The sequence below is a fragment of the Kitasatospora sp. NPDC056446 genome, from assembly GCF_042796115.1.
Lineage (GTDB): Bacteria > Actinomycetota > Actinomycetes > Streptomycetales > Streptomycetaceae > Kitasatospora.
Genome location: NZ_JBHTRF010000246.1, coordinates 1 through 1,172, shown reverse-complemented (window position 1 = coordinate 1,172; position 1,172 = coordinate 1). Strand labels below are relative to the sequence as shown.

Sequence of the window (1,172 nt, the reverse complement as noted above, 5' to 3'; positions counted from 1 at the left end):
CCTCAGAGATTAGGAAATTGGATGTAAAGATGGTGCCTTTTCAGAAGGCGGCTGACCGACGTCCTGTGTGAGGCGGAGGTAGGCGTGATTTTCAAAAATCTTCCCAGCAAAATGGCTTTAGCGAGACCATATACAAAGCGTGCATCGCGGCTGGGACACCCAATCCGTCAGGATCTTAACGTGCGCAGGAGGTCTGATGTGCAGATGAAACTTTTGAGCCAACAGCTTCCGCCTCGAATTGAGCAGAACACCTGTCAACTCTAGGCCATCGCCAACTCTAAGGAACAGGCACAATGCCGATCTTCAAGCGCTGCTTTAGGGAGTGGACACCCGGCTCAGGCTTGAAGTAAGGTCCAGACCAGTGGAGAGGAATCTGACAGCTGCGGAGGCTAAACCTGTTTTTGTCTCGGCATCAAGATGACGAAGGTCTCATCTTTGAACTAATAGGCAACGAATGATAGAACCTTGCCATCTCCATTTCATTAGTTCAGACCCGTATAGGTGTTGCAGCGACGCAAGGAGGCGACCTTGTATTTACGCTCGGAATCTATAGACGACATGCAGCACGCTGTGTTGTCGAAGTTGCTCCTTCCTCGCACAAGAATAGTTCAGGCCAGCCGGGGTGAATTTTTCGAAATACCGGGAGCCATGCTGGTTCTGAAGAACCCAAGGGCCAGGCTCGGCAGAGGCATCCGCCAGGGGAGACTATTCAGCAGCTTTGGCGAACTTCTTTGGTATCTCGCCGGGTCCGATAGGCTTGATTTCATCTATTACTATATCAAGAAATATTCGGATGAGTCAGTCGACGGCTTGACAATAAAAGGATCTTATGGGGAGCGCCTTTTTCGTTCGCGCCAGATATACAGAATACTTTCACTACTTAAAAAGAAGAGCACCAGCCGACGAGCGGTCCTTCAAATATTCAGAGAGGACGACCTTAGAAATTCAAAGGAAGTTCCTTGCACAATATCACTGCAATTTCTTCTCCGAAATGAAAAACTTGATTTGATCGCATCAATGAGATCCAACGATGCACTTATCGGATTGCCTCACGACGTATTTGCTTTCACCATGATTCAAGAGATTGCTGCAAGACACCTAAAAGTGGAGGTTGGGACCTACACACACGTTGTCGGAAGCCTTCACCTGTACACGAGCGATATATCCAAGGC

The 1,172-nt window shown here is 48.5% G+C and carries 1 protein-coding gene; it reads left to right on the top strand.

From position 1 onward, the window contains the following. Positions 1-558: 558 nt before the first annotated feature. On the top strand, positions 559-1,172 hold a 614-nt coding region (locus ACFQ6N_RS41040; RefSeq protein ID WP_380659227.1), incomplete at its 3' end, for a thymidylate synthase.